This window comes from Rhodanobacter aciditrophus, assembly GCF_050026795.1.
GTDB lineage: Bacteria > Pseudomonadota > Gammaproteobacteria > Xanthomonadales > Rhodanobacteraceae > Rhodanobacter_A.
Genome location: NZ_JALBWP010000010.1, coordinates 155769 through 175388 on the forward strand (window position 1 = coordinate 155769; position 19620 = coordinate 175388).

18 protein-coding genes are annotated in these 19620 nt (G+C 70.6%); 8 read left to right on the forward strand and 10 right to left on the reverse strand.

Features of this window, described 5'->3' with window-relative positions:
• Positions 1–25 precede the first annotated feature (25 nt).
• The 3 genes from ACQGNW_RS05675 to ACQGNW_RS05685 all read right to left on the reverse strand — a co-directional run bounded on the left by ACQGNW_RS05675 (position 26) and on the right by ACQGNW_RS05685 (position 5720).
• Entirely contained in the window at positions 26–2263 is a 2238-nt protein-coding gene (locus ACQGNW_RS05675; RefSeq protein ID WP_426662723.1) for an LTA synthase family protein, read from the reverse strand.
• A 27-nt stretch (positions 2264–2290) separates the two neighbouring features.
• Positions 2291–3520, reverse strand: a complete 1230-nt coding sequence (locus ACQGNW_RS05680; RefSeq protein ID WP_426662158.1) for a multifunctional CCA addition/repair protein — start codon at positions 3518–3520, stop codon at positions 2291–2293.
• A 79-nt stretch (positions 3521–3599) separates the two neighbouring features.
• Positions 3600–5720 (reverse strand): transglycosylase SLT domain-containing protein, encoded by a 2121-nt coding sequence (locus tag ACQGNW_RS05685; RefSeq protein ID WP_426662159.1) that lies wholly within the window; start codon positions 5718–5720, stop codon positions 3600–3602.
• 132 nt (positions 5721–5852) lie between these two features.
• Between ACQGNW_RS05685 and ACQGNW_RS05690 the strand changes: the two genes are divergently transcribed.
• Both ACQGNW_RS05690 and ACQGNW_RS05695 read left to right on the forward strand, forming a co-directional pair.
• Positions 5853–7469, forward strand: coding sequence for a glycoside hydrolase family 17 protein (locus ACQGNW_RS05690; RefSeq protein WP_426662160.1), 1617 nt, complete (start codon positions 5853–5855; stop codon positions 7467–7469).
• Between the two features lie 13 nt (positions 7470–7482).
• A complete protein-coding gene (locus ACQGNW_RS05695) occupies positions 7483–8166 on the forward strand; it encodes an SDR family oxidoreductase (RefSeq protein WP_426662161.1) in 684 nt (227 codons plus the stop codon).
• Between the two features lie 214 nt (positions 8167–8380).
• Here the strand turns inward: ACQGNW_RS05695 and ACQGNW_RS05700 are convergent, their stop codons facing one another.
• The 5 genes from ACQGNW_RS05700 to ACQGNW_RS05720 form a co-directional block, all read right to left on the reverse strand.
• Positions 8381–8791 (reverse strand): hypothetical protein, encoded by a 411-nt coding sequence (locus ACQGNW_RS05700; RefSeq protein WP_426662162.1) that lies wholly within the window; start codon positions 8789–8791, stop codon positions 8381–8383.
• A complete protein-coding gene (locus ACQGNW_RS05705; protein ID WP_426662163.1) occupies positions 8788–9579 on the reverse strand; it encodes an endonuclease/exonuclease/phosphatase family protein in 792 nt (263 codons plus the stop codon). Before ACQGNW_RS05705 ends, ACQGNW_RS05700 begins: the two co-directional genes overlap by 4 nt.
• A gap of 73 nt (positions 9580–9652) precedes the next feature.
• Positions 9653–10315, reverse strand: coding sequence for a thiol:disulfide interchange protein DsbA/DsbL (locus tag ACQGNW_RS05710; RefSeq protein WP_426662164.1), 663 nt, complete (start codon positions 10313–10315; stop codon positions 9653–9655).
• Between the two features lie 47 nt (positions 10316–10362).
• On the reverse strand, positions 10363–11250 hold the full coding sequence (locus tag ACQGNW_RS05715) for a thiol:disulfide interchange protein DsbA/DsbL (RefSeq protein WP_426662165.1): 888 nt from the start codon (positions 11248–11250) through the stop codon (positions 10363–10365).
• Between the two features lie 69 nt (positions 11251–11319).
• Positions 11320–12087: a c-type cytochrome gene (locus tag ACQGNW_RS05720; protein WP_426662166.1), complete on the reverse strand. Its 768-nt coding sequence runs from the start codon at positions 12085–12087 to the stop codon at positions 11320–11322.
• Between the two features lie 106 nt (positions 12088–12193).
• Here ACQGNW_RS05720 and yihA point away from each other — a divergent pair, with 106 nt between their 5' ends.
• Positions 12194–12826 carry a ribosome biogenesis GTP-binding protein YihA/YsxC gene (gene yihA, locus ACQGNW_RS05725; protein WP_426662167.1) on the forward strand — a complete coding sequence of 211 codons (633 nt, stop codon included), beginning with the start codon at positions 12194–12196 and terminating at the stop codon, positions 12824–12826.
• 30 nt (positions 12827–12856) lie between these two features.
• Here yihA and ACQGNW_RS05730 read toward each other — a convergent pair whose 3' ends face one another.
• A complete protein-coding gene (locus ACQGNW_RS05730; protein WP_426662168.1) occupies positions 12857–13348 on the reverse strand; it encodes a GAF domain-containing protein in 492 nt (163 codons plus the stop codon).
• A gap of 81 nt (positions 13349–13429) precedes the next feature.
• On the opposite strand from ACQGNW_RS05730, the gene ACQGNW_RS05735 reads away from it, so the two are divergent.
• Together ACQGNW_RS05735 and ACQGNW_RS05740 are read left to right on the forward strand one after the other, a co-directional pair.
• Positions 13430–13918, forward strand: a complete 489-nt coding sequence (locus tag ACQGNW_RS05735; protein ID WP_426662169.1) for a pyridoxamine 5'-phosphate oxidase family protein — start codon at positions 13430–13432, stop codon at positions 13916–13918.
• Positions 13915–15264 (forward strand): GAF domain-containing protein, encoded by a 1350-nt coding sequence (locus tag ACQGNW_RS05740; protein WP_426662170.1) that lies wholly within the window; start codon positions 13915–13917, stop codon positions 15262–15264. The genes ACQGNW_RS05735 and ACQGNW_RS05740 overlap by 4 nt, the downstream gene beginning before the upstream one ends.
• On the opposite strand, the gene ACQGNW_RS05745 is transcribed toward ACQGNW_RS05740, so the two are convergent.
• A complete protein-coding gene (locus ACQGNW_RS05745) occupies positions 15265–15981 on the reverse strand; it encodes a hemerythrin domain-containing protein (protein ID WP_426662171.1) in 717 nt (238 codons plus the stop codon). It lies immediately after the preceding gene.
• Positions 15982–16155: 174 nt separating this feature from the next.
• Here ACQGNW_RS05745 and bioD point away from each other — a divergent pair, with 174 nt between their 5' ends.
• From bioD to dcp, 3 genes are all read left to right on the forward strand, one after another.
• The gene (bioD, locus tag ACQGNW_RS05750) at positions 16156–16836 is read left to right on the forward strand and encodes a dethiobiotin synthase (protein ID WP_426662172.1); all 681 of its coding nucleotides are present in this window, start codon (positions 16156–16158) and stop codon (positions 16834–16836) included.
• A gap of 58 nt (positions 16837–16894) precedes the next feature.
• A complete protein-coding gene (locus tag ACQGNW_RS05755) occupies positions 16895–17245 on the forward strand; it encodes a hypothetical protein (protein WP_426662173.1) in 351 nt (116 codons plus the stop codon).
• Positions 17246–17359: 114 nt separating this feature from the next.
• Positions 17360–19579 carry a peptidyl-dipeptidase Dcp gene (dcp, locus tag ACQGNW_RS05760; protein WP_426662174.1) on the forward strand — a complete coding sequence of 740 codons (2220 nt, stop codon included), beginning with the start codon at positions 17360–17362 and terminating at the stop codon, positions 19577–19579.
• Positions 19580–19620 lie beyond the last annotated feature (41 nt).

Below are 19620 nucleotides of genomic sequence, written 5' to 3' on the forward strand. Positions count from 1 at the left end.
AGCGGTCGCGCGCAGGGCGTACCACCTACGGCCGCGCGGTCGACGCCGCGGCAGCCGGTGCCGCAGCCGTGCCTGCCGGCGCCGGCAGCGGCTCCACCTTGGTCTTGTCGCCGGGTTGCAGCGCCAGCCCGCCGTGCTTGTACAGGTCGCTGGCCACCTGGTAGTAGGCGATTGCGGTGTCCACCTGATCCTGCTTCACCGGCACCACGGGCGTGGCGTCGCCGGTGGCGAAGTCCGGCTTCAGCTGCTCCAGCCGCTTGCGCGGCTCGAGGATGGAGAGCGTGTCGCCGCGCAGATAACCCAGCTTCTCGTACGTGCCGGGCAGGGCGTGGCCCTGCCCCGGCGTTTCCTGGAACACGTCCTTGCCGAAGAAGCGCGTGCGGTAGCTGAAGTCGAGCAGGCCGAGCAGGGTGGGCGGGATGTCGAGCTGGCCCATCAGCTCCTCCACGCGCTGCGGCTTGAACTGCTTCGGCGCGTAGATCCACAGCGGGATGTGGTAGCGATTGATCGGGATGCTGGTCTTGCCCGCGCTGGAGGCGCAGTGGTCGGCGGTGATCACGAACACGGTGTCGGCGAAGTACGGCTTCGCGCGTGCGCGCTTGATGAAATCCCCGATCGACCAGTCCGTGTAGGCGACCGCGCCCGGTCGCGACGGCGCCTGCCACTTCACCCGATCCGCCGGATAGGTGTACGGGCGGTGGTTGGAGGTGGTCATGATGTGCAGGAAGAACGGCTTGCCTTCGGCGTGGATCTGGTCCATCTGCGAGAGCGCGAGGGTGTACAGGTCCTCGTCGGCCACGCCCCACACGTTCTGGCTGTGGATCGGCATGTCCTTCGGGATTGCGCTGCGGTCGACCGTCTTGTAGCCGTTATGGCTGAAGAAGTAGTTCATGTTGTCGAAGTAGCCGTAACCGCCGTAGACGAACTCCGACTGGTAGCCACGCTGGTTGAAGATGCTGGCCAGCGAGAACAGATCCTCGTTGTTCTTCTCGCGCACCAGCGAATCGCCCGGCGTGGGCGGTACCGAAAGCGACAGCGCCTCCAGCCCGCGCACCGTGCGCGTGCCGTTCGCGTAGAGGTTGTCGAAGAAGATGCTCTTGCCGACCAGCGAGTCGAGGAAGGGCGTGAGGCCCTGCTTGTTGCCGAAGGTGCCGAGGTAGTCGCCGGACAGGCTTTCCACGCTGATCAGCACCACATTGAGGTGTTTCTCCGGCCCCGTCGCGCGGATGGCACGCGTCAGGTCGCGCGGGTCGTCGCTGGTGAAGGTGGCGTTTGGCTGCTTGAGCTGTTGGCGGATCAACTTGAACGCTTCGTCGTCGGGCAGCGAGCGGTAGAACTTCTTGTAGTCGAGATGGCTGCTGCGGAAGGCGGCGAAGAACTGGTAGATGCCGTTGCCGGCCAGTTCGTTGACGTAGTTGTTGGCGGTGCGGTCCTTCATCTCGCCGTTCACGCCGGCCACCGAGGCCACGGTGAGCACCAGCCACACCAGCGGCACGCGGGCACGCTGCCACAGCCTGCTGCCGTCGTCGCGCGCGCGCAGGCCGCGGCGCGAGAGCACGAACACCACCAGCGCCAGCACCACCAGTAGCGCCAGCCAGGTGCCGATCGGGTAGGACTCGCGGATGTTGCCGATTACCTCGGTGGTGTAGACGAGGTAGTCCACCGCGATGAAGTTGAAGCGCACGCTGAACTCGTTCCAGAACACCAGTTCCGACGCCGCCACGAACAGCAGGCCGTACAGCAGCGCCAGCCCCAGCACGTACAGGCCCCACTGCCCGCTGGGGCGGTTGTAGGCCAGCGCGGGCATCGGCAGGAAGAACAGGAACACCGCGAGGATCGGCCACGACTCGTGCAGGTGCACGTGCCACAGCAGGAACAGCAGGCCGAGGCAGGCCGCGTACAGCGCCGCCATGCCGGCCAGGTACAGCGCCCAGCGCCCAACGCCCGCCACCGGCGCGCGCCGGGTCGGCACCAGCCAAAGGAACAGCACCATCGGCCAGGCGAGGTACAGGAAGGTGATCAGGTCGTAGCCAAGGCCCACGCCGAACGCGTACAGCCAGTGCAGCGGATTCGGCGCCACGTTGCTGCCGGACATCACCAGCAGCACGATGCGGGTGACGAAGCAGATCGCGATGTAGACGATGCCCAGCCACCACAGCGGCCGGAACCGCTGGCGCAGCGGCGAACGAGAGGACAGGGCGTGCGTCAAGGGCAGCTCCAGGCGACAAGGGGAATCGGAAAGGACGCCGGCCACGGCCGGCATCCGGGCGGACATCGTGCCCGCGGGGTCTTAGATGTTACATTGTTTCATTTCGGCGATGGCGCCGATGCGCGCGCGCTCCATCGCCGCGCCGATCGCCGGGCCCTGCAGGCCCTGCGCCACGAATGGCGCCGCGGTCACCGTCGCCGCCGCGTCGCGGGCCCGGCGCAGGTACGCGGCCTGCGGATAGCCGTCGTGTTCGTGGCCCAGCCGACCGCGCTGGTCGGCGAGGCAGGCGGCGAGGAAGGGTTCCAGCCGCTCGGGCCGGCGCAGCGCGTCCAGCGCCGCCAGCAGCTTCAGCACCGTGGCGGGCCGCAGTTCCAGCGCGCGGTGCACATTGAGGTGCTCGCGGCAGACCAGTTCGGCCAGCGCGGCATGTTCCGCCGGTACCCTGAGGCGCGCCGCCAGCGCACGCAGCGGCGCCACGCCGAGTTGCTCGTGGCCGATGTGGCGCGGCCATTCGGCGGCCGGTGTCAGCGCCTTGCCGAGGTCGTGGGTGAGCGCGCAGAAGCCCACCAGGTCGTCGCCCGGCGCGATCGCCGCCGCGGCATCCAGCACCATTTCCACGTGCACGCCGGTGTCGATCTCGGGGTGGAACTCCGCGCGCTGCGGCACGCCGTACAGCGCGTCGACTTCAGGATACAGCACGCACAGTGCACCGCAGCCGCGCAGTACGCGCAGGAACGCCGACGGTTGCGCCTCGGCCAGCGCCTTGCGCGTTTCCGCCCATACCCGCTCGGGTACCAGATGATCCACTTCGCCCTCGGCCACCATCTGCCGCAACAGCGCCATGGTTTCGTCGGCCACGGTGAAGCCCAGCGGCGCGAAGCGTGCGGCGAAGCGCGCCACGCGCAACAGCCGCACCGGGTCTTCCACGAACGCTGCAGAGACGTGGCGCAGCACGCGCGCCTCGATGTCGCGCACGCCGCCGTAGGGATCGATCAGCGTGCCGTGCTCGTCCTCGGCGATCGCATTGATGCTGAGGTCGCGCCGCGCCAGGTCCTGCTCCAGCGTCACTGCCGGATCGGCCTGGAACACGAAGCCGTGGTAGCCGCGCCCGCTCTTGCGCTCGGTGCGCGCCAGCGCGTATTCCTCGCCGGTCCGCGGATGCAGGAATACCGGGAAATCCCTGCCCACCGGCTGATAGCCGAGCGCCAGCAGATCCTCCGGGCGTGCGCCGGTCACCACGTAGTCGCGGTCACCCTCCGGTCGTCCCAGCAGCTTGTCGCGGACCGCGCCGCCGACGAGATAGATGTGCATGGCGGGATTGTGGCATGGCCCGCGGCGTATCTCGGGCATGCCCGGGCGCCGCCCCGCGCGTTCGCGCGAACCGTGCGCTTCAGCGGCGGCTGGAACGCACGGGGGCGAGGCCGCCCGCGGCTGCCGGTGCCACATTGGCGCTGCGCGCCGCGGAGGTCGCGGCGGCGGAAGCCTGCGTCGCGCCCGCGATCGCGGGCGACGGCGCAGGGCAGTCCACAGGCTTGCGCGGACTCAGGCTGTTCGGCAGCGCATAGGTCTGCCCGATCGGGGTGAGCCGGTCGGACATCGGCAGCACTGAGCCGTGCAGGCGCCAGCCGTACATCACGCTGTAGTCCATCACGCGCGCCACGTATTCGCGGGTCTCCTTGTACGGGATGGTGGCGATGAACAGGTCGGGCGGCAGCGAGCCGCGCGCATCCAGCCATTGGTCGACGCGGCTGGGACCGGCGTTGTAGGCGGCGCTGGCGAGCCAGGGAGCACCGTTGTAGCGCGCCGCCACCTGCGCCAGGTAGCGCGTGCCCAGCGCGATGTTCACCGCGGGGTCGTACAGGCTGTCGCCGCCGGCCCAGGGCAGGCCATTGCGCTTCGCCACCAGGGCGGCGGTGGCGGGCACCAGCTGCATCAGGCCGCGGGCATCGGCGCCGGAGCGCGCATCGCTCATCCAGGCGCTTTCCGCGCGCAGGATGCCGTAGGCCCACGCGGGATCGATGCCGGCCTGCCCGGCCTGCGCCACCAGCGCTTCCCGGCTGGCCAGCGGGAAGCGCAGCGCGTAGTAGCGCATCGCCTCGCCGTGGTTGAGGGTGAACGCCGCACGGTCATACCAGCCGCGGCGCTTCGCCAGCTCGACGGCCAGCACCTGGGTGCGCTCGTCGGCACCGTCCAGTGCGCGCGCCCACTCGCGCCGCGCCAGTTTCGGCAGATCCACCGCGAACAGTTCGAACGCGCGTAGCAGGCCGGGCTGCCGCAGCAGTGCCTGTTCCTGCCGCGGCGCGTCGAGCGGCGCGCGCGGGCAGATTGCATAGGGCCGCCTGAGCTGATCGGCAGCGAGGAAGCCGAAGAACGTGGTTTCGCCGGCGAGCTCGGCGTAGATCGCCTGCGCCTGTTCGGGCTGCCCGGTGGCGGCCAGTGCGCGGGCGCGGAACCAGCGCCATTCGTCGTCCTGCTGCTGCGCGGCCGGCATCGCGGCGATCGCCGCCAGCACGGCGGGCCAGTCCTGTTCGGCCAGCGCCACGCGCACGCGCCATTCGCGGGTGGCGGCGGTCTGCGCCGTGGCGGGCAGGGCGATCAGCCGCGCCAGCGCGTCGGTGTCGAAATCGGTGGCGTGGAACAGCGCCAGCGCACGCAGGATCGCCTCGCGCCGGGACTCGCTGAAGCGGAAGCGCGCCTGCAGCTGCTGCCATGCCGCCTCGGCGGCGGGAGTGTCGCGTCGCGCCTGGCGTTCCAGCGCCAGCGCGGCCGCCTGGCGCGCGCGCGCGGTGTCGGGCCAGCTCGCGGCGGCGACAACGGCCGCCGCGGGATCGCGCAGTGCCTGCGCCAGCCATTGCGCTTCCTGGTCCTGCGGCGGGGGCAGCCAGTTCGCCAGCGCGGCGATGGTGCCGCCCTTGCCGGCGTCGGCGGCGCGGTCGATGCGCGCCCACAGGCGCGGCGCGGTCAGCAGGCCCTGGTCGTGCGCCGCCTGCAGCACGGGATCGCACGCGCCGGGCAGCTCGGGCTGTTCCCACAGCGCAGCGAGGTCGCGCTCGAAATCCAGCGTGGCGCCGCCGGCCATGCGCGCCTGCAGGGCATCGCAGGCGAACGCGTCGCCCATGCCGGGCCGGTACAGCGCGAGGAAGCCGCTCCAGTCCTGGCGCCGCGCCAGTTCCCGCAGAAAGTCGCGGCGCAGGTCCTGCGCGGGGATCAGGTCGGGATACTTCGCGAGATACGCCTGCACCGTGGCCAGGTCGACCTCGCGGATGTCGTGCTCCAGTGCCGCGGCGGGCAGGTAGGGATAGAGCGGATAGTCGCGCAGCCGGGCGGCCAGCGCGCGCCAGCCGTCGCCGCCCTGCTGGGCTGCCGCCCAGGCCTGCCTGAACGCGGCGCGTTGTGCCACGGTGGGCGTGGCCGCAGGCACGCCGGAGGTCGCGAACAGGGCGCAGCAGCCCAGCAGCAGGGTCGACAGGCGGGTGGGGGAATGGCGCCGCGGCGCGGCCTTCGCGAACATGGAAACTCCTCGGTGATCCCCCCGTTCGGCATTGTAGTGGAAGCGCCTGAATGCACCGGCGCGTCCCCCGGCTTTCGTTCGGCGGGCGCCTGATAAGCTGGCGCACCTTGCTCCCGTTCGCGCAGGCTCGGCATGTCGTTGTCCCCCTCGTCCCGCGGCCGCCGCCTGGTCGCCTGGCTGGCCCTGGCGCTGCTCGCCCTGGCCGGTGCGGCGTGGTGGTGGGCGATCGGCCGTCCGGTGGAGCTGCCCGACGCGCCGTCGGCGCGCATCGCCTGCGTCTCCTACGCGCCGTTCCGTGGGCCGGGCGAGACGCCGCTGGATCCGCACGCGTTCGTCAGCCCCGAGCGCATCGACGCCGACCTGCGCGCGCTGTCCGCACGTTTCGACTGCGTGCGCACCTACTCGCAGGGACAGGGTCTCTCGGCGGTGCCGGGCATCGCGGCGCGCTACCGCATGAAGGTGCTGATGGGCATCTGGCTGGGCCGCGATCCCAGGGCGAACGCCGAGCAGGTCGCGCTGGGCATCGCCGCCGCGCGCGCACATCCGCAGGTGCTGCGCGGGGTGATCGTGGGCAACGAGGTGCTGCTGCGCGGCGAGCTGTCGAGTGCGCAGATCGCCGGCTACCTTCGCCAGGTGCGCGCGGCGCTGCCGGCGAGCATTCCCGTGAGCTACGCCGACGTGTGGGAATACTGGCTGCGCCATCCCGAGCTGGCCGGCGCGGTGGATTTCGTCACCATCCACATCCTGCCGTACTGGGAGGACCAGCCGGTGCCGCCGGAGCGTGCGATCCAGCATGTCGAGGACGTCTACGCGAAGGTCGAGCGGGCCTTTCCCGGCAAGCGCGTGATGATCGGCGAGACCGGCTGGCCCAGCGAAGGCCGGCCGCGCCGCGAGGCCAGTGCCAGCGTGGTGGACGAGGCGCGCTACCTGCGCGAGTTCCTCCGCTACGCCGCCAGCGTGCATATGCCGTACAACGTGATCGAGGCTTTCGACCAGCCGTGGAAGCGCGCACAGGAAGGCACGGTGGGTGGCTACTGGGGCATCTTCGACGCGCAGGCGCGGCCGAAGTTCGCGATGCAGGGGCCGGTGGTGGAAGTGCAGCGTTGGTGGCTGGGCTGGCTGGCCGGTGCGGTGGGCGCGGCTCTGTTCGTGTTGTCCGGCCTGCGCCGCCGCCGCTGGCGGCGCGGGCGCGGCTGGCTGGCGCTGGGCCTGGCGGGCTTCGCCAGTGGCTGTGCGCTGGCGTGGCAGGCACGGCAGATGTCCTACGCTTGCCGCGATGCCTGGGAGTGGACGGTCTCCGTCGTGGCCTGTGTGGCTGCGCTGTTCACCGCGCTGCGGCTGGCGGGCTGGCTGGCCGGAAGGCTGGCTGGCGCACCGTACAAGCCCGCGCCGGCGGGGCGGCTGCGCTTCGCGTGGCTGTTCGTGCTGGCGCTGTACGGCCTGCTGCTGGTGTTCGACGGCCGTTACCGCGACTTCCCGCTGGGCCTGTTCGAGCTGCCCTGCGCGGGGTACGCGTTGACCGCCTGGCTGGACGAGCGCCGGCGCATGCCCGCGCGCGAGGCACTGTTCCTCGCCGCATGGGTGCCGGTGCTGGCCGCCGTGGCGGTGGCGCTGGAGCTGGGCGAGAACCTGTCGACATGGCTGTGGTTCGCGCTCAACCTGCTGATCGCGGTGCCGGTGTTCGCCGCATGGCGGCGCGCGCGTTTCGCGCCCGTCGGCACAGGCACTATGCTCGACGGAATCCATTGACGAGGACGAACCCATGCGCCTGGACAAGCAACGCATCGTGGTGACCGGTGCCTTCGGCACCCTGGGTGCGGCGGTGGTGCGCGCCGCGCTGGATGCGGGTGCTGAGGTGGCGGCGATCGACCGCGCGCCGGTGCCGGCCGACCTGGGCGCGGCACACGGCTTCGGCGCCGTGGACCTGGCCGACACCGCGGCGGCAAAGCAGGCCATCGACGCCGCAGCCCAGGCGCTCGGCGGCCTCGACGCGCTGGTGAACATTGCCGGCACGTTCCGCTGGGAGACGCTGGCCGACGGCGATCCCGACACCTGGGACCTGCTTTACCGGATCAACCTGCGCACCGCGGTGGCGGCGAGCAAGGCGGCACTTGCGCACCTGCCCGACGGGCGCGGGCGCATCGTCAACATCGGCGCGGCTTCCGCACTGAAGGCCGGCGCAGGCGTGGGCGCCTACACCGCGTCGAAGGCCGGCGTGCTGCGCCTCACCGAGGCGCTGGCCGAGGAGCTGAAGCCCCGCGGCATCACCGTCAACGCGCTGCTGCCCAGCATCATCGACACGCCGCCGAACCGCGCCGACATGCCCGACGCCGACTTCGGCCGCTGGGTCAAGCCGGAACAGCTGGCGGGCGTGATCGTGTTCCTGCTCTCGGATGCGGCGTCGGCGATCACCGGGGCGCTGATTCCGGTGACGGGGCGGGTCTGATCCGCCACGGGGTTCTCTCTTGCCTGTGGCGGCGGGGTTGTTGCTGCGCCATCGCGGGTTTCAAGGTGGTTTCGGGCGCGCGGCGCAACGTGTTTTCCTCTTTCTCTCCAAGGGATGAGGGGCGATGCCCGCGATGACCCTCCGGTTCGACACCTTGGCTCGCCTGCCGCCCGCAACCGCTTCGTCGCCGAAGCATCGCGCACGCAGCCGCGCGTCAACCTGCAGGGCTTCTGCCCCGGCCGGAACGCCCAGCAGGAAGCTGCCTGCCCGGCGCGGCCAGATGCACGAGACGAAGGCAGCCGACCAGGAGCGCCAGCGCCCCCGGCTCGTAGTTGTAGAACTGCAGTGCGAAAGCGCCCGATGCGGCGGCCAGCCACGCCAGCACGGGTGATCGCCGCAGCAACGCCAGCACGGCGGCACCGATGGCGGCAACGCCGTACACCTCGTGCAGGAAACCCAGCACCAGCGCCTGCCGCAGCGCGCACCACGCGGGGGCCCGCGCCGCCGTGCACAGCTGGGCCAGCGCGGGCGGCTCGATCAGCCCGTACCGCAGCCACGCCGCACCGAGGCCGACCAGCGCCAGCAGCAGCCATGGCGCCAGCAGGCGCGGCCAGCGCATGGTCATCGATGGGCTCCCTGGCGCGGCGGGCGGTGCGCAGGCAGGCGGATCTCCGCTGCCAGCGCGAGGTGGTCGGAGAACGCCTGTGGCAGCGTCCACACCTTTTCCAGCGCCACCGAGGGCGAGGCGAGGATGTGGTCCAGCGCCCGCTTGGGCTTCCAGCTGGGGAAGGTGGGCGTGGGCTGCGTCGGCGGCTGCAGCCGGGTGCGGGCGAACAGCTGGCGCATCTCGACGCTGTCGAGGTCGGTGTTGAGATCGCCCATCAGCACCGCATGCGGATGGTCCTGCAGGATCTCGGCGATGAAGCCCAGCTGGCGCGCCCGCGTGAGGGCGCGCAGCGAGAGGTGGACGATCACCACGGCCAGCGCGTCCGCATCCTCGCCGAAACGCACCAGCAGCGCACCGCGGCCGTGGCCGGGCAGCGGGTAGTCCAGCACGGCGCTGGGTTCGATGCGGCTGATCAGGCCGTTCGCGGTGTGCGAAAGCTTGGCCACCGGCCGGTTGGGCTGGTGGCTCCAGTACGGCATGCCGGCGGCCTCGGCGAGGTAGCGGGTCTGGTTGAGGAAGCCCGAGCGCAGGCTGCCGGCGTCGACCTCCTGCAGGCCGATCACGTCGAACTCCGGCAGCAGCGCGGCGAGGCGGTCGAGGTTGTCGATCTTGCTGCGCCCCGGCAGCACCGCGTTGAGGCTGCGGGTGACGTATTCGCTGTAGCGCTGCACGCTGGCGCCGGCGAGGATGTTGCAGCTCAGCAGGCGCAGGCGGCGGTCGGCGATGGGGGCGGCGGTACGGTTCATCGGGCTGTGTACGGTACACGCAGAATGCCGCAGCGGACGTGAACGCCCGCTGCGGCCGGCGCAATCAGGCGGGTTACTTGCCGCCCTTGTCCGCCTTGGCCAGTTCGCGCCTGGCCAGCCACTGTGCCACCGCGGACAGCTCGTCCAGCGTGTGCACGTTGGTGACGCGGTACTTGCCGTCGATCACGAGGCTGGGCGTGCCGTCCACGCCCCATTTCTGGATCAACGCGAGGTCCGCCTTCAGCTTCGCGGTGGCGGCATCGGAGGTGGCGATGCGCATGAATTCGGCGCGGTTCACGCCCTGGCGGGCGTAGAAGTCGGCCAGGTCGTCGAGCGAGTTCAGCGGGTAGTGCTGGGCGAACTTCTCCACGAACAGCTCGAGGTGGGTGCGATCCACCACGCCCAGTTGCTCGGCCGCGTAGTAGGCACGCGCGAACGGCAGCCACTCGGCGCTGAACGGCGCCGGTACCAGTTCGAACTTCACGCCCTTCGGCAGCTGCTGCTTCAGCTTCTCGGCGATCGGCGCGAACTCGGCGCAGTGGATGCAGCCGTAGGAGAACACCTCGGCCACCTCCACCTTGCCCTCGCTGCTGTAGCGCTGGTGCGGGCCGGGCAGGGTCACGTACTGCTCGCCCTCGGTGTACGGCGGCGGCGTGCCGGATTGCGCGGTGCAGGCGCTGGCCAGCAGCAGGCCGGCGATCAGGGTCAGTGCACGCAGGCGGGCGAGATGCTTCATCGGGGGTACTCGGCTGGCTGGGGGCGGAACGGAGTCGGGGGCGCGGCTTACTTGCCGGCGCCCGCGGCGGCTTCCTTCGCTACCAGCCACTGGGTCAGCTCGATCGCGCGCTGCACGGTGCCCACGTCGGAGGGCGAGAAGCGGTACTTGCCGTCCACGACGATGGTGGGCGTGCCGGGCACGCCGTAGGCCTTGACCAGATCGTCGGCCTGCTTCATCCGGGTGTTCACCGAGAAGGAGTTGGCCACGGCCACGAACTCCTTGGGGTCCACGCCGTACTTCGCGTAGAACTTCGCGATGTCCTCGATCGTGGGCCAGGCGGCCTTGGGCTTGGGACGGCCGGTGTTGAGGTCGTAGGTGGCCGTCTCGCCGGTCTTCCAGGTGGCGTCGAAGAACGCGTCGTGGGCCTTGGCGCGCACGCCCAGCGCCTCGGCGGCGTAGAACGCGCGCTGGTACACCGGCCAGTTCTCGTCCGGACGGAAGGCCGCGGGCAGATAGTGCACCACCGCGTCCGCCGGCAGGCTCTTCTCGATCTGGTCCATCGCACCGTGGAACGCGTTGCAGGCCGGGCAGGCGTAGGAGAACACCTCCACCACCTCGATCTTGCTGGTGGGCACGGCCTTGGGCTGGGCGGGGTCGATGCGGAAGTAGTCCTTGCCCTCGACCCACTTGCCGTCGTCGACGATGGGCTTGGCGGGAGCCGCAGGCGTGGCGGCCGCGGTGGTGGCTGCAGCAGCCGGTGCTGCGGTGCCGGCGTTGGCGGGGGCCGCACTGGCTGCTGGCGCCGGCGCACTGGTCGCAGGCGCGGCCGGTGCGACTGCGGCGGTACCGGCGGCCGTGGGCGTGGCCGGTGCGGTGGTGCCGTTGTCGCCGGCATGGCCGCAGGCGGTCAGCGCCAGCAGGGCGGCGCACAGGATCGGCAGACGCTTCAACATGGGGTTACCTCGGTGGTGCGGGGCGAGGAATGCGGTGGCGCCGACCCGGTGCCGGCACCGCCGCAGGGATCAGGGCGTGGCGGCAGCCGGCTTCTGCAGGTCCGCGGCGGTGGCAGGATGCAGGCCTTCGATGTAGCTGGCCAGGGCGGCGATGTCGTTCGCGTCCAGCTTCTTCGCGATGGCCGGCATGATCTGCGAGTGCGCATCGGTACCCCAGGTGGTGCCGTCGTGCCAGGCCTTCAGCTGGGTCTCGACGTACTGCGCGTGCTGGCTCTCCAGCTGCGGGTACATCGCGCCGGGATTGCCGCGGCCGTCGATGCTGTGGCACGCCATGCAGGCGGGGATGCCGCGCTTGACGTCGCCCTCGCGGAACAGCAGCTGGCCGTGTTCGACCAGCGCCTGGTCGGCCACGCCGGGCAGCGGCGTCTTGCTGGCGAAGTAGGCGGCGATGTCGTGCATGTCCTGCTCGGACAGCGGCGTGGCCATGCCCAGCATGATCGGGTTCTGGCGCTTGCCGCTCTTGAAGTTCTCGAGCTGGCGGACGATGTACTGCTCGCTCTGGCCGGCCAACTTGGGGTATTGCGGATCGGAGGAGTTGCCGTCCAGGCCGTGGCAGGCGCCGCAGACGGCGGCCTTGGCCTGGCCCGCGGTGGCGTCGCCGGGCTTGACCGCGGCCTCGGCAGCCGCGGGCGCGGCCGGAGTGGCGGCGGGCTGCGCGGCGGTGGCGGCCGCGGCCGGCGCGGATTGCGCCAGCGACGCATTCGCGGTCAAGGCGAAGATCAGGACCGCGGCAGAGCCCAGCGCAGCGGGTCGAAAACCTGCGAACCGAAAACCCATACACTTCCCCTCTCGAAAACTGTCGAAGGCTGCCTCCGCTTGCCGGCACGGCGCCGCGGGCAGAAACCGTCGGATTATCCCCGTGCCGTCGCGCTCCGGTCAAACCATGCCAAATGCCCTGCAAGGCGCGCACTTCGTGCTCGCCGCCCACCGCGTCAGCCAGCTGCCCGCCGACCTCGGCGCCGAGGTGGCGTTCGCCGGCCGCTCCAACGCCGGCAAGTCCAGCGCGCTCAACGCGCTGACCGGCCACAAGGGCCTGGCGCGCACGTCGAAGACGCCCGGCCGCACCCAGCAGATGGTGGCCTTCGCGCTGCCGCCGCTGACACAGGGCGAGGGCGAGCCGCCGCTGGCCGTGCGCCTGATCGATCTGCCCGGCTACGGCTACGCCAAGGTGCCGGAGGACCTGCGCGCGCACTGGAAGCAGGAGATCGACGCCTACCTGCACCGCCGGCAGAGCCTGCGTGGAGTGGTGCTGATCGCCGACATCCGCCATCCGCTCAAGGAGTTCGACCGGATGATGCTGGACTTCTGCTTCGCCACCGGCCTGCCCTGCCACCTGCTGCTGACCAAGGCCGACAAGCTGTCGCGCAGCCAGGCCGCGCAGGCGCTGGCGGCGATGCGCAGGAGCTTTCCCGACGGCCTGCATGCCACCGCGCAGGTGTTCTCCGCCACCGCCAGCACCGGTGTGGACGAGGCCCGCGCGCGGGTGGTGGAGCTGCTGCGGACGCCGCGCGGGTGACGATTTTGCCGCAGCGGCGGATCGTCGCAGTTACCCCGCGGCGTGCTCCATGAACACCGCACACAGCGCTTCCATGCCGGCGCGGTCGTCTTCGTCGAAGCGCGCCACGTGCGGGCTGTCCACGTCCCACACGCCGAGCAGGCTGCCGTCGGCCTTCACCAGCGGCACCACGATCTCCGACTGCGAGGCGGCATCGCAGGCGATGTGGCCGTCGAACGCATTGACGTCGCGCACCACCTGCGTCTGCCGTGCCTGCGCGGCGGTGCCGCACACGCCCCTGCCCAGCGCGATGCGGATGCAGGCCGGCTTGCCCTGGAACGGGCCGACCACCAGCTCGGTGCCGTCGTAGAAGTAGAAGCCGGCCCAGTTGAGGTCGGGCAGGCTGTGGAACAGCAGCGCGCTGAAGTTGGCGGCGTTGGCGATCAGGTTGCGTTCGCCGGTCAGCAGGCCTTGCGCCAGTTCGGCCAGCTCGGCGTAGAGCTCGCGCTTGCCGGCGTGCGGGTTGGATGCGACGTGGAACATGGGTGGTCCCGGATGGCGAAGCACCTATTATGCGTCAGGAAGGCCACTGCCCGCCGTTCCCATCGCTGGACGAGGATTGCCGTGCCCGCTGCCACCCGCATCGATGACGAGCTCGCCGCTTTCCTGCAGGGCGCGGTGTCGATCATCGCCGCCACCCGCAATGCCGAGCATCGCCCGGCGCTGGTGCGCGCGCAGGGCTGTCGGGTCGATCCCGGTGGCGGGCGCCTGGCAGTGCTGGTAGCCGCCGGCCAGGCGGCCGAGCTGATCGGGGACATCCGCGACAATCGCCGCGTGGCGGTGGTCTTCACCCGGCCGAGCACGCATCGCTCGGTGCAGATCAAGGGCGAGGATGCGCAGATCGCGGCAATCGGCGACGACGATCTTGCGCTGGCCGCCGCCTACCGCGACGCGATGGTCGCCGAGCTGGCCCTGATCGGCGTGCCCGAGGCGCGCGTGCGCGCCCTGCTGGCGGCGGTGGGCGAGCTGGTGGCGATCGCGTTCTCGCCGTCGTCGGCCTTCGTGCAGACGCCCGGGCCGGACGCGGGCCGTGCGCTGGAGATGCCGCCGTGACGCCGGGGCTGGACGCGATCCGCGACTGCCTCGACGGCAGCCTGCCGGCCGTGATGGCCACCTGCGCGCCGGACGGCACACCGAACGTCGCCTACTTGTCGCAGGTGGAATACATCGATCCACAGCACCTCGCGCTGTCGTTCCAGTTCTTCAACAAGACGCGCCAGAACATCCTGGCCAACCCGGTGGCTCGGCTGCTGCTGATGCATCCGCAGAGCTCGGCGATGTACCGCCTCACGCTGCGCTACCTGCGCACCGAATCGGCCGGGCCGCTGTTCGAGCGCATGCGCGCCAAGCTCGCCGGCATCGCCTCGCACACCGGCATGGGCGGGGTGTTCCAGCTCAAGGGTTCGGACGTCTACCGCGTCGAGGCGATCGAGTCGGTGCCGGGCCTGCCGACGCCTGCGCCGCTGCCGCGGCGCAACCTGCTGGAGGCGACGCGCGCCGTCGCGCTGCGGCTGGCCGACGCGGTGGATCTCGATGCGGCGCTGGAGGCGCTGCTCGCCGGCCTGCGGCAGGACTTCGACATACACCACGCGATGGTGCTGCTGCTCGACGGCAGCGGGCAGAAGCTGTTCACCGTGGCCAGCTGCGGCTACGGCGAATCCGGCGTCGGTTCGGAGATCGCCATGGGGGACGGGGTGATCGGCGTGGCCGCGCGCGAACGCACTCCGATCCGCATCGCCCACATGACCGGCGAGTACGCCTACGGCCGCGCCGTGCGCGAGGCCGCCGCGGCCGGCGGCCTGGCGGACCGGCTGGAGACCGCGATCCCGCTGCCCGGGTTGCCCGAATCGCGCAGCCAGCTGGCGGTGCCGATCGTCGGCGCAGGCCGGCTGGCGGGCGTGCTGTACGTGGAAAGCCCGCGCGACCTGCGCTTCGGCTACGACGACGAGGATGCGCTGGTCACCCTCGCCGCCCAGCTCGGCCTGGCGATCTGCGCGCTGCGCGCCGACGCGGCCAGCGAGCCATCACCGGCCGAACCGGTGTCGCCGCCGCCCGAAGGTGCGCCGGTGGTGATCCGCCACCATCCGGCCACCGGCAGCGTGTTCGTGGGCGAGGACTATCTGATCAAGGGCGTGGCCGGCGCGATCCTGTGGACCCTGCTGCGCGACCGTGCCGAGCATGGTCGCACCGTGTTCGCCAATCGCGAGCTGCGGCTGGATCCGCGCATCCGCCTGCCCGAGCTCAGCGACAACCTGGAAGCGCGGCTGATCCTGCTGACCCGGCGGCTGGCCGAACGCGATGCGTGCATCCGCATCGAGAAAGCCGGTCGCGGACGCCTGCGCCTGTGCGTGCTGCGGCCGCTCGAGCTGGTCGAGATGCCGAACGAGCGCGGCGGTTGATCAGGCCGCCGCGGCTGCGGGCTGCAGGGCGCTCTCGAGTTTCTGCCAGTCGCGCTCGCCGAGCAGGCTGCGCGCCAGCGCGAGCGCACCCTCGAACGCGGCGGCCGGCGCATGGGCGCGCATGCCCTCGAGCAGCCGCAGCCGTTCGCGGTGGTCGAGCGCGCCGAGCATCAATCGCAGGCCCTGCGCGCGTTCCGCGGGCGACAGCGCGGCATGCAGCTGCGCTTCGATGCCGAGCAGCTCGGTGTCGCTGTAGTGCGCCCACAGCACGGCGTTGTGCTCGTTCTCCTCGTAATCCATGTGCTCGAAGTTGATGCCGGCGAAGACCGCGAGCTGCCGGTACAGCCGGCTCGCCGCGGCGCTGCGGTCCGCACCGGCGGGCGCCAGCACCAGCGCGTCGGCCAGCGCGTCGAGCGCATCGATGTCGGCCTCGTGATGGACATGCTCGCCGGCCACCTGCATGCTCGATCCCGGCGCGCGCGCCTCGAGCGCCGGGTGCACGAAGCGATCCTCGTGCGCCAGGTGGTGACGGCACAGGTCGAGCAGTTCGCGCAGCTGGCCGAGCCCGGCCTCCACGTCGGCGTCGTCATTCGCATCCAGGCGGCCGATGCGCACCAGGGTGTCGGCCATGAAGGCGCGCATCGCCTTGTGGATGAAGGCGTACATGTTGTAGCGGGGAGCGGCGGCGGGGACGGCTGCGTGATCGGTCGAATGCATGCTTGCGTATTCCTGCGGGAGGTGGGGTGGCAGGAATGTTAGAAAGCGCGGGCGCGGGCCGTTGCTAAATCCTTGCTCCGCGTTTCCTAATTTCTTGCTAAGGGCGCGGCTCTTGCCTGCCCGGCACCGCGTCGCCACCATGCACACCCCGTGTGCTCCACCAGGACCTGTTCGATGACCCGCCTCGACCGCGTGTTCATTGCCGGCACCGATACCGGCATCGGCAAGACCCATGCCTCGTGCGCGCTGCTGCATGCACTGCGCGCCGCCGGCCGCGACGCGGTGGGCATGAAGCCGGTGGCCAGCGGCTGCGAGGAGACGCCCGAAGGCCTGCGCAACGAGGATGCGCTGGCCCTGCAGGCGGCCGGCCCGGCCGGCGTAGCGTACGCGGCGATCAATCCGGTCAGCCTGCGCGCGCCGCTGTCGCCGCACCTGGCGGCCGCGCGCGAGGGCGTGACGATCACGCTGCCGCCGCTGCGCGCCGCGTTCGACGCGCTGCGCGCGGCGCACGACATGGTGGTGGTCGAGGGCGTGGGCGGCTGGCGCGTGCCGCTGGCGCCGGGCCTGTTTGCCTCCGACATCGCGAAGGCCTGGGAACTGCCGGTGGTCTTCGTGGTGGGGCTGCGGCTTGGCTGTCTCAGCCACAGCCTGCTCAGCGCCGAGGCGATCCTCGCCGACGGCTGCCGCCTCGCCGGCTGGATCGGCAATCGCATCGATCCCGCCATGCTGGCGGTGGACGAGAACGTCGCCACGCTGCGCGAGCTGCTGCCCGCGCCCTGCCTGGGCGTGCTGCCGCACGGCGTGCCGCCGGCGCAGGCGGCCGCCGGGCTCGACCTGGCCGCGCTGGTCGGCTGATTTCACATCCGGCATGCCGGCTCGTGCGCATGCTGGCGGCGACCCGCAGGGAGAAACCATGGCCAGCCGCAACCACTACTACCTGTCCATCGCGGATCTCGCCCATGCGCGCGGCAGCGATCCGGCGCTGAGCTACGACGGCGCCGGCCCGGCCGATTTCGCCGCCGCGCTGGAGGAGGCGCTGCACAGCCCGGTGCTGTTCGAGCGCTGGCGCGCGCGGCAGCCGGAGCCGGACGAGGTGGATCCCGGCTTGGGCGCCACCGATGCCCAGGCGCAAGTGCACGCACGCGTGGCCGACCTGCACGTCGAGGTGGACGTGCTCACCAACCTGCCGATGAGCCTGCTGCGCCAGCGCCTGAACTGGCTGATCGGCGCGGCGTGGCAACTGCGCGACGTGCGCCCGGCCTGACATCGCGCGAGGTTTCGTTGCGCTGCGGCTGGCAAAAAACGGTTCGGTGTCGTTACAGTCGGCGGCTGCCGATTCTTTCCGCCCGCACGCGGGCGCACCGACCGGGAATACCGCATGTTCCGTCTACGCATGATCGTCATTGCCACCAGCATGGCCCTCGCGGCTTGTTCGCAGGGCTCGAACGAGGCCGGCAAGTCCGCGCCGGCGCCGGCTTCCACCGCACCGGCCAAGTCGTCCAGCGCCGCCGCGACGGTGGCTGACGCGAGCGCCGCCAATCCGTTCTTCGCCGCCAGCACGCTGCCGTTCCAGGCGCCGCCGTTCGACAAGATCAAGGATGCCGACTACCGGCCGGCCATCGAGAAGGGCATGGCCGACCAGCTCGCCGAGTGGCGGAAGATCGCCGACAACCCCGAGCCGCCCACCTTCGAGAACACCTGCGTGGCGCTGGAGAAGTCCGGTGCGCTGCTCAACCGCGTGATGGAGGTGTTCAACGGCGTCACCTCGGCCAACACCGACGACGCGCTGCAGAAGGTGCAGGAAGAGGAAGCGCCGAGGCTCGCCGCGCACCAGGATGCGCTCTATCTCGACGGCAAGCTGTTCGACCGCGTGCAGAAGGTCTACGACGAGCGCGCCACGCTCAAGCTCGATCCGGAGTCGCTGCGCCTGGTCGAGGTGACCTACCGCAACTTCGTGCACCACGGCGCCAAGCTGTCCGACGCCGACAAGGCCAGGCTGAAGGCGCTCAACCAGCAGGAGTCCACGCTGGAGGCGCAGTTCAACAGCAAGCTGCTCGCCGCCGCCAAGGACAGCGCGCTGGTGGTCGACGACAAGGCCCGGCTGGGTGGACTGTCCGACGAGGACATCGCCGCCGCCGCGCAGGCCGCCAAGGACCGCGGACTCGCCGGCAAGTGGGTGATCACGCTGCAGAACACCACCCAGCAGCCGGCGCTGCAGAGCCTCGAGGATCGCGCCACCCGCAAGGCGCTGTACGAGGCCTCGTGGAACCGCGCCGAACTGGGCAACGCCGACGACACCCGCGACATCATCGAGCAGCTCGCGCAGATCCGGGCGCAGGAGGCCAGGCTGCTCGGCTTCCCGAACTACGCCGCGTGGACGCTGCAGGACCAGATGGCGAAGACGCCGGACGCGGTGATGGGCTTCATGAAGAAGCTCGCGCCCGCCGCGGTGGCCCGCGCCAAGGCGGAGGCTGCCGCGATCCAGGCGCAGATCGACAAGGACCAGGCGGCGCTGCACCAGCCCACGTTCAAGCTGGAGCCGTGGGACTGGCAGTACTACGCCGAGCAGGTGCGCAAGGCCAAGTACGATCTCGACGAGTCGCAGATCAAGCCGTACTTCGAGCTGGACAACGTGTTGCAGAACGGCGTGTTCTACGCCGCCAACCAGCTCTACGGCCTCACCTTCAAGGAGCGCCACGACATCCCGGTGTACAACCCGGACGTGCGCGTGTTCGAGGTGTTCGACAAGGACGGCAAATCGCTGGCGCTGTGGTACTGCGACTACTTCAAGCGCGACAACAAGCAGGGTGGCGCGTGGATGGACAACTTCGTCCAGCAGTCCAGGCTGCTCGGCACCAAGCCGGTGGTCTACAACGTCGCCAACTTCACCAAGCCCGCGGCGGGCCAGCCGGCGCTGCTGTCCTGGGACGACGTGATCACCATGTTCCACGAGTTCGGCCATGCGCTGCACGGCATGTTCGCCGACGAGCAGTACCCGAGCCTGTCCGGCACCGCCACCGCACGCGACTTCGTGGAGTTTCCCTCGCAGTTCAACGAACACTGGGCGACCAACCCCAAGGTGTTCGCGAACTTCGCGAAGAACTACCAGACCGGCGCGCCGATGCCGCAGGCGCTGGTGGACAAGATGAAGAGCGCCGGCATGTTCAACAAGGGCTACGACATGACCGAGCTGGTGGCCGCCGCCATGCTCGACATGAACTGGCACATGCTGGGCGCCGACGCGCCGAAGCAGGACGCCGACAAGTTCGAGGCCACCGCGCTGAAGAAGGACGGCGTGGACCTCGGCTACGTGCCGCCGCGCTACCGCTCCAGCTACTTCCTGCACATCTGGAGCAACGGCTACTCGGCCGGCTACTACGCCTACCTGTGGACGCAGATGCTTGCCGACGACGCCTTCGAGTGGTTCAAGGAACACGGCGGCCTCACCGCGGCCAACGGCCAGCGCTTCCGCGACATGGTGCTGTCGCGTGGCAACACGGTGGAACTGTCCAGGCTCTACAAGGACTGGCGCGGCAAGGACCCCAGCATCGAGCCGATGCTGATCGACCGCGGCCTGAAGGCGGCGCCGAAGAAGTAAGGCGGTACGCCATGCCCATGAAAAAGGCCGGCATCGCCGGC

What these genes read in the sequence shown, in the direction of transcription:
- ACQGNW_RS05675 (WP_426662723.1), bottom strand. Translation starts at nt 2,263, where the DNA reads ATGCCGGCCGTGGCCGGCGTCCTTTCCGATTCCCCTTGTCGCCTGGAG.
- ACQGNW_RS05680 (WP_426662158.1), bottom strand. Translation starts at nt 3,520, where the DNA reads ATGCACATCTATCTCGTCGGCGGCGCGGTCCGCGACAAGCTGCTGGGA.
- ACQGNW_RS05685 (WP_426662159.1), bottom strand. Translation starts at nt 5,720, where the DNA reads ATGTTCGCGAAGGCCGCGCCGCGGCGCCATTCCCCCACCCGCCTGTCG.
- ACQGNW_RS05690 (WP_426662160.1), top strand. Translation starts at nt 5,853, where the DNA reads ATGTCGTTGTCCCCCTCGTCCCGCGGCCGCCGCCTGGTCGCCTGGCTG.
- ACQGNW_RS05695 (WP_426662161.1), top strand. Translation starts at nt 7,483, where the DNA reads ATGCGCCTGGACAAGCAACGCATCGTGGTGACCGGTGCCTTCGGCACC.
- ACQGNW_RS05700 (WP_426662162.1), bottom strand. Translation starts at nt 8,791, where the DNA reads ATGACCATGCGCTGGCCGCGCCTGCTGGCGCCATGGCTGCTGCTGGCG.
- ACQGNW_RS05705 (WP_426662163.1), bottom strand. Translation starts at nt 9,579, where the DNA reads ATGAACCGTACCGCCGCCCCCATCGCCGACCGCCGCCTGCGCCTGCTG.
- ACQGNW_RS05710 (WP_426662164.1), bottom strand. Translation starts at nt 10,315, where the DNA reads ATGAAGCATCTCGCCCGCCTGCGTGCACTGACCCTGATCGCCGGCCTG.
- ACQGNW_RS05715 (WP_426662165.1), bottom strand. Translation starts at nt 11,250, where the DNA reads ATGTTGAAGCGTCTGCCGATCCTGTGCGCCGCCCTGCTGGCGCTGACC.
- ACQGNW_RS05720 (WP_426662166.1), bottom strand. Translation starts at nt 12,087, where the DNA reads ATGGGTTTTCGGTTCGCAGGTTTTCGACCCGCTGCGCTGGGCTCTGCC.
- yihA (WP_426662167.1), top strand. Translation starts at nt 12,194, where the DNA reads ATGCCAAATGCCCTGCAAGGCGCGCACTTCGTGCTCGCCGCCCACCGC.
- ACQGNW_RS05730 (WP_426662168.1), bottom strand. Translation starts at nt 13,348, where the DNA reads ATGTTCCACGTCGCATCCAACCCGCACGCCGGCAAGCGCGAGCTCTAC.
- ACQGNW_RS05745 (WP_426662171.1), bottom strand. Translation starts at nt 15,981, where the DNA reads ATGCATTCGACCGATCACGCAGCCGTCCCCGCCGCCGCTCCCCGCTAC.
- bioD (WP_426662172.1), top strand. Translation starts at nt 16,156, where the DNA reads ATGACCCGCCTCGACCGCGTGTTCATTGCCGGCACCGATACCGGCATC.
- ACQGNW_RS05755 (WP_426662173.1), top strand. Translation starts at nt 16,895, where the DNA reads ATGGCCAGCCGCAACCACTACTACCTGTCCATCGCGGATCTCGCCCAT.
- dcp (WP_426662174.1), top strand. Translation starts at nt 17,360, where the DNA reads ATGTTCCGTCTACGCATGATCGTCATTGCCACCAGCATGGCCCTCGCG.